The organism is Staphylococcus intermedius NCTC 11048 (genome assembly GCF_002902385.1).
In the GTDB taxonomy this organism is placed as follows: Bacteria; Bacillota; Bacilli; order Staphylococcales; family Staphylococcaceae; genus Staphylococcus; species Staphylococcus intermedius.
This window is the reverse complement of record NZ_PPQH01000065.1, coordinates 1-8,910: the sequence shown is the minus strand read 5'-3', so window position 1 is coordinate 8,910 and position 8,910 is coordinate 1. Positions and strand designations below refer to the sequence as shown.

At 42.0% G+C, this 8,910-nt stretch carries 1 pseudogene; it reads left to right on the top strand.

Annotated features, from left to right (window positions below):
• Nucleotides 1-8,910 (top strand): annotated as a pseudogene (locus CD138_RS14295) (hypothetical protein); the annotation flags it as partial.

Below are 8,910 nucleotides of genomic sequence, written 5' to 3'. Positions count from 1 at the left end.
TCAGCGAGCGCATCAGCGTCAACAGCGCAATCAGAAGGTGTAGAACGTGATTCAGCGAGCACATCAACATCGGTTGAAAAATCGCAATCTGTATCTAAGTCAGAGTCTGAAGCGCAAGCGAGTGCATCAACATCAACGGCTCAATCAGAAAGTGTGGCGAGCGATTCAGCAAGCACATCAACATCAGTTGAAAAGTCACAATCTGTATCAGCGTCAGAGTCTGAAGCGCAAGCAAGTACTTCTACATCAACATCAGCAAGTACTTCAGCGTCAACAGCGCAATCAGAAGGTGTAGAACGTGATTCAGCGAGCACATCAACATCGGTTGAAAAGTCGCAATCTGTATCTGAATCAGAGTCAGAAGCACAAGCAAGCACAAGTACATCAACATCAGCGAGTGCATCAGCATCAACAGCGCAATCAGAAAGTGTAGCGAGCGATTCAGCAAGCACATCAACATCAGTTGAAAAGTCACAATCTGTATCAGCGTCAGAGTCAGAAGCACAAGCAAGTGCATCAACATCAACGGCGCAATCAGAAAGTGTAGCGAGTGATTCAGCAAGCACATCAACATCAGTTGAGAAATCACAATCTGTATCAGCGTCAGAGTCAGAAGCACAAGCGAGTGCGTCAACATCAACGGCGCAATCAGAAAGCTTAGCAAGTGATTCAGCAAGCACATCAACATCAGTTGAGAAATCACAATCAGTATCTGAGTCAGAATCAGAAGCAAAAGCAAGTGCATCAACATCAGCGAGCACATCAGAAAGCTTAGCAAGTGAATCAACAAGTACTTCAAAATCGATTGCAGATGATTCAGCATCAACAAGCGCATCACAATCTTCATCAGATAAAGAAGACGCAATTGCTTCAGCATCAACAAGCTATTCAATTGCACAATCGATGAGTGTATCTGCATCAGAGTCAGAAGATTTAACAAGTGCATTCGCATCTGAATCAACAAGTGTGTCTGAAGAAGCGAGCGCATTAGATAGTGCTGACCAATCAATGTCTGTATCAGATTCAGCTTCAACATCTGTAGTAGAAAGTGAATCAGTGAGTACGTCACTTTCAACAAGTACGTCAGATTCAGCTTCGACAGCAACGAGCACATCAGAATCAGCAAGTGAAGAAACATCAACTTCAGTAAGTACGTCTGTATCGGCGGCACAAAGTGAAGCGAATGCGTCAACTTCAACAAGTCAGTCAGCAGCAGATTCAAGAAGTGCTTCAATGTCACAAGACGAAGCAGATGCAAGTACATCAGCATCGACAAGTTACTCAATTGCGAATTCAATCAGCGTTGTTGCATCAAATTCACAAAGTGTAGATAGTGCATCAGCATCAGAATCAGCAAGTGGTTCAACATCAACTTCAGTAAGTACGTCAGCATCAGCAGTACAAAATGAAGTGAGTGCTTCAGAATCAACAAGCAAATCAAGTGCAGACTCATTAAGTGAATCCGCATCACAAGACGAAGCAGATGCAAGCACGTCAGCGTCAACTAGCTATTCAATTGCGAAATCAATGAGTGTTGTTGCGTCAGATTCACAAAGTGTCGATAGTGCATCAGCATCAGAATCAGCAAGTGTATCTGAAGCTGCAAGTGCATCAGTGAGCACTGACAAATCGACATCAGTAGAAGCAAGCGCATCAGAATCAGTGAAAGCAAGCGAGTCAGTGAGCACGTCACTGTCAACGAGCACATCAACTTCAGCATCAGAATCTGAAGCGTCAACAAGTACGTCAGCATCAGAATCAACTGTTGCATCAACAGAAGCAAGTGCGTCAACATCGACAGTTCAAAGTGAAGTGAACGCATCAGAGTCAACAAGCAAATCAACTGCAGACTCATTAAGTGAATCCGCATCACAAGATGAAGCAGATGCAAGCACGTCAGCGTCAACAAGCTACTCAATTGCGAAATCAATGAGTGTCGTTGCGTCGAATTCACAAAATGTGGATAGTGCATCAGCATCAGAATCAGCAAGTGTATCTGAGGCTGCAAGTGCATCAGTGAGCACTGACAAATCGACATCAGTAGAAGCAAGTGCATCTGAATCAGTGAAAGCAAGTGAATCAGTAAGCACATCACTTTCGACTAGCGCGTCAACTTCAGCATCAGAATCTGAAGCGTCAACAAGTACGTCAGCGTCAGAATCAACTGTTGCATCAACAGAAGCAAGTGCATCAACATCGACAGTTCAAAGCGAAGTAAATGCATCAGCTTCAACAAGCAAGTCAACAGCAGATTCAAGAAGCGCGTCAGCATCACTAATTGATGAAGAAGGCAGTAACTCAGCGTCAACAAGCTACTCAATCGCGAAATCGATGAGCATAGTGGCATCGGATTCAGAAACTGTAGCTAAAGCATCAGCTGCGCAATCAACAAGTGAATCAGCAGAAGCGAGCGCATCAGAAAGTACTGAACAATCAACTTCACTCGCACAATCAGAGTCAACATCAGTTGTAGCAAGTGAATCAGTAAGTACAGAACTTTCAACAAGCACTTCAACTTCGGCATCAACATCTGAAGCGTCAGCAAGTACGTCAGCGTCAGAATCAACTGTTGCATCAACAGAAGCAAGTGCGTCAACATCGACAGTACAAAGCGAAGTAAATGCATCAACATCGACAAGCAAGTCAACAGCAGATTCAAGAAGTGCTTTAGCATCACAAGTTGAAGAAGAAGGCAGTAACTCAGCATCAACAAGTTACTCAATTGCGAAATCAATGAGTGTTGTTGCATCGGATTCAGAAAGTGTAGCTAAAGGATCAGCAGATCAATCAATGCGCGCATCTGAAGTGGAAAGTGCATCAGTGAGCACTGAACAATCAACATCAGTATCGCAATCATTATCAACAGCGCAATCTGTAAGCAACGCAGTGAGCACATCAATATCAGATAGTGATTCAGCATCAACAGCGCAATCAGAAAATGATGTTAATGCTTCAGCGTCAGCAAGCACATCTCAATCTGTGAGTGAGGCAAGTGCATCAGAAGCAGCATCAACACGTGCTTCTAAATCAACAAGCACATCTGTATCGGCTTCAAATTCTGTAGAGGAATCTAAGTCGGCTTCAACAGCTAAGTCTACAGATGCATCAACATCTAGAAGTGACTCTCAATCAGCGAGCACACAGAAAGCAAATAGTGTATCAGATTCAGTGAGCACATCTAAATCTGAATCACGCTCGGCTTCTGAATCAATTAAAAATTCGTTGTCAGAATCAGCGTCAATCAGTTTACAAGAAGCGATTGCAAGATCGATGAACCCAAGTGAATCGAAATCAGCAAGCAAGTCTACAACAGCTTCTCAATCATTGAGCGCAGACAAGTCAACAAGTGTGTCAGCATCAGTTTCAGATAAAGTGAAAGCATCAGAATCGAAATCAGCGAGCCTTTCAACTGATGACAACAATGCAGCAAGTACTTCGGCATCAACAAGTACAGAAGCTTCAACACAAGCATCTGCATCAACGTCAACAGCACAATCAGAAAGCTTGGCACAAAATGCAAATCATAGCGACACACCTGAAGAATCAACATCTACAAGTCAGTTGAACTCAGCGAATGCATCTACTAGCGATTCAGCATCAACAAGTACGCTTGAATCAGCAAGTGCATCAGCTTCAACTTCAAAATCGTCGTCATTATCTGCAAGTGCATTACATTCTGAACATGCGTCAGACAGTACTTCAGCATCAGTAAGTGGTCAAGCATCAAGCAGCACTTCAGCGTCAGTATCAGCGTCTGTAAGTGAATCTGAAAATGCAGCAGCTGCTTCAGAATCTGAAAGCACTTCTGTATCAACATCAACATCAGCATCAACAAGTGCGTCAGAATCAACTGTTGCATCAACTGAAGCATCTACTTCAGAAAGTGAACAACAAGTAAGCAGTGCTTCAATCAGCACACAAGAATCAACTGCTAAGTCTGAAAGTGTGGTACAAGCATCACAATTAGCTTCAGATTCGACTTCAACATCGAAATCAATCGTTAATAGTGATTCAGCATCTGCATCAACATCAGCAAGCACGTCGGAAGTTGACAGAATTGCAGCATCGAATGAAGCATCAGATAGCCATTCGACATCTGTATCAACGTCAACAAGCACATCAAATGTGAATAAATCGACAAGTGATTCAACATCAACGTTCATTTCAACATCAATCAGTGATGAAGATTCGTCATTGAACTCATTGAGTAAATCAGCATCGACAAGCACAGATGCGTCAACGAGCACATCACAATCTGTCAGCACAGATCGTGAAAATAGTAAGTCTGATTCAGCATCAGCATCATTGGAGAAAGCGTCGACTGAAGAAAGTACGTCAAAATCAGAAAGTGCTCAAGTTTCTGAGTCTGACTCAACATCGAGAAGTACTGCGTTGTCGACAAGAATTTCTACTCAAAATTCAGTGAGAACAAGTGCTAATGCTTCGTTACGTGATTCAACGGCTGTTCAAGATTCTGTTAATGACGATTCTCGTTCAGATAGTCGCCGAGATGCATCATTGAGCGAACAAGCATCAGATAGTAAGTCAGAATCAAAAGCTGCGTCAATGTCAAGCTCAGAGTCTATTGAATTGTCCGACGCATTTAGAACAGATTCTACGTATTCCGCATATGAATCTAGAAGTTTACTTGAGGATAAAATCACATCACTTAGCATGCAAGCTGCTCAAAGTGAGCATGATTCTGAACAAGCATCTGTTAACGTATCGATTGCACAATCAAATTCAAGAAGTGAAGTTAAAGCGTCCTTATTGTCACAGGAAAATTCTGTAGTAGCGAGCAATAACGAATCTAGACGTGAATCTAATTCGATTTTCAGATCAAATCTATTATCTGAGAGAGAAGCTAGTCTTTCTAGATCGACAAGCTTATCACAAGTACAATCTGATTCGAAATCAATGAGTGTCGCAAAATCAGCAAGTGTATCAACGAGCGAATCAGAATCAGCAAGTGCTGTGAAGTCAGAAAGTGCGTCTGCATCGACATCAACTTCTGAATCCGTGTCTATCAGTGCGAGCAGATCAGATGTCCGTTCGACAAGTCTTTCGAACTTAGAAAGCGATAATAAATCAACAAGTGCATCGAACTCAGTGGTGAACTCTGAAAAAGTAGCAAGTGCTTCAACATCATCTAGTGAATCTGTTGTAGCTTCTGCGTCTACTTCAACAGCAGCGTCTACTTCAACAGATGCGTCAACAAGTGATTCAACTTCAATCAGTGTTGAAAAGTCTAACAGCGTTTCAGCATCAGAAGTGGCATCAACTCAAGCGTCAGCAAGTGAGTCGACATCAACAAGTGAATTAGCAAGTGCGTCAGTATCAGCAAGCACAGAAAAATCATCTAGCATGTCAACATCATTAGCGAACTCGACACAACAATCTACAAGTGCGTCAACTGAAGCAAGTACTTCAGCATCAACATCAACTGTTGCATCGACTGAAGCAAGCAACTCAGCATCAACAAGCGCGTCGAACTCAAAAGTTGCAGAAACATCAGACAGTACATCAGCGTCTGAATCAGATTCGATTTCATTGTTAAGAAGTGCAGAGAAATCAACGAGCGCGTCAGATTCTAAATCGACAAGCTTATCTAAAGTTGCGAGCGCATCAGAATCAGCATCTGTAAGTGCATCAACATCAACTGTTGCATCAACTGAAGCAAGCACATCAACTTCAGGTTCGATTGCGAAATCAACGTCAATCAGTGACTCTGAATCAGCAGCGAAATCTGCAAGCTTAGTGAGTGATTCAGCATCAGCGTCAACAAGCAAAGTTGCAAGTGAATCAGCTTCAACTTCAGATTCGAAAGTGGTATCTGCTTCAATGTCGACATCTGAATCGACTGCGAAATCAGAATCAGAAGTACGTTCAACAAGTGTGTCAGAATCTGAAAGTACATCAACATCAGTAGAAAAATCATTGAGCACATCAGATAGCATTGTTGAAAGTCAGTCATTGTCAAACAGCAAGTCGGCAAGCACTTCAATGTCAGACTCAGCTTCGACATCAACTGAAGAAAGTGCGTCAGTGTCAACATCGACATCAGATAGCGCATCAACAAGTGCGTCAACATCAACAGTTGCGTCAGAAAGTACGTCAACAAGTGAAGTTGCAAGCACAGAAGCGTCAAGATCAATTTCACAATCACTTGCAGATTCAGTATCAGCATCTGAAAGCGTGTCTAAAGTTGCGAGCGCATCAACATCAACAGTGAAGTCTGAATCAGTGTCATCATCTGGCTCAGCATCGACATCAGTTTCAACATCACTTTCAACAAGTGTGTCAGCATCTGAAAGCGCGTCAATTTCAGAAGAAAAATCATTGAGCACATCAGATAGCATCGTTGAAAGTCAATCGTTGTCAAACAGTAAGTCGGCAAGCACTTCAATGTCAGACTCAGCATCGACTTCAACTGAAGAAAGTGCATCTGTATCAACATCAACTTCAGCGAGCGCATCAACAAGTGCATCAACATCAGCTGTTGCATCAGAAAGTGCGTCTACAAGTGAAGTTGCAAGCACAGAAGCGTCAAGATCAATTTCACAATCATTTGCAGATTCAGTATCAGCATCTGAAAGTGCATCTAAATCTGAAAGTGCATCAACGTCTACAGTGGCTTCTGAATCAGCATCGACATCTGAATCGACTGCGAAATCAGACTCAGAAGTACGTTCAGCAAGCGTATCAACGTCTGTGAGCGGATCAGTTTCAGTAGAAAAATCATTGAGCACATCAGATAGTATTGTTGAAAGTCAATCGTTATCAAACAGCAAAGTGATGAGCGATTCATTATCGACTTCAAAATCAACAAGTGAAATTGCGAGCGCATCTGCATCTACTGTGAAATCAGAAAGTGCGTCAACAAGTGCATCAACATCAGCTGTTGCATCAGAAAGTGCATCAACAAGCGAAGTTGCAAGCACAGAAGCATCAAGATCAATTTCACAATCACTTGCAGATTCAGTATCAGCATCAGAAAGTGCATCGAAATCTGAAAGTGCATCAACGTCTACAGTGGCTTCTGAATCAGCATCGACATCTGAATCGACTGCGAAATCAGAATCAGAAGTACGTTCAGCAAGCGTATCAACTTCAGAAAGTACTTCAGTTTCAGTAGACAAATCATTGAGCACATCAGATAGCATTGTTGAAAGTCAATCATTGTCGAACAGCAAAGTGATGAGCGATTCATTATCAACTTCAACATCAATAAGCGAAGTTGAAAGTGCATCAGTATCAACTGTGAAATCAGAAAGTGCGTCAACAAGCGCATCAACGTCAACTGTTGCATCAGAAAGTGCTTCGACATCAGTAGCGAAAGAATCAGCTTCAACGTCAACATCACTTTCAGAATCCGTATCAACATCTGAAAGCGCATCTAAATCTGATAGTGCGTCAGCATCAACAGTAGCGTCTGAATCAGCGTCAACATCTGAATCTACTGCAAAATCAGAATCAGAAGTACGTTCAGCAAGTGCGTCAACTTCAGATAGCGCGTCAGTATCAGTAGAAAAATCATTGAGCACATCAACAAGCATCGTTGAGAGCCAATCATTGTCGAATAGCAAAGTGGCTAGCACGGTAGCATCAGATTCAGCATCTGTATCTACAGTTGAAAGTGCATCATTATCAACATCTGCTTCAGAAAGTGAAGAGACAAGCACATTAACATCAACTGCTGCATCAGAAAGTGCATCGACATCAGTAGCTGAAGAATCAGCATCAACGTCACAATCACTTTCAGAGTCATTATCAACATCTGAAAGCGTATCAAATGCTGCGAGTGCGTCAGTATCAGAAGTGACATCTGAATCTGTTTCAACATCTGAATCGATTGCGAAATCAGAATCAGAAGTACGTTCAGCAAGCACATCAGCATCAGATAGTGAATCAATTTCAGTAGACAAGTCATTGAGCACATCAACAAGCATCGTTGAAAGTCAATCAGTATCAAATAGTCTGATGATCAGTGATTCTATTTCAGTTTCAGAATCAGTATCAGATTCTGTATCAGATTCTCAATCTGAATCAGAAAGTTTGGCATTCAGTGAATTCTTAAGTGACTATGATTCGGTTGGTGCATCATTAAGTGAAGAAGATACAGAACTTGACTCTATTTCAACATCACTATCACTAGGTGGATCAATGATTGCTTCGACTTCGATGAGCTTATCTGTATCAGACTCAGCAAGTGCATCAATGAGCACTAGTGAATCAACTAGCACAAGTGAATCGAATAGTATCGCGAAAGAAGTAAGCCAATTCTTCAGCGACTTAACATCAGGAGCGAAATCAACTTATGAATCATTAAGTACTTCAGCTTCGAATAGTGAATCAATGAGTACATCAACTTCAATGAGCGTATCTGACTCAACAAGTACGTCAATGAGCACAAGTGATTCATTAAGCACTTCAGAATCAACAAGTACATCAATGAGTACAAGTGAATCAGCAAGCACATCAACAAGTGCATCTGACTCAACAAGTACTTCAGATTCAGCAAGCGTATCAGCGAGCGAGTCAATGAGTACATCAACAAGCACAAGCGAATCAGATAGTATCGCGAAAGAAGTAAGCCAATTCTTCAGCGACTTAACATCAGGAGCGAAATCAACTTATGAATCATTAAGCGCGTCAGCAGCGAATAGTGAATCAATGAGTAGTTCAGCTTCGATGAGCACATCTGAATCAGTAAGTGCGTCAACAAGTGCGTCTGACTCAGCAAGCACATCAACAAGTGCATCTGACTCAGCAAGTACTTCAGATTCAGTAAGCACATCAGCGAGCGAATCAATGAGTACTTCAACAAGCACAAGTGAATCAGATAGTATCGCGAAAGAAGTAAGTCAATTCTTCAGCGACTTAACATCAGGAGCGAAATCAACTTACGAA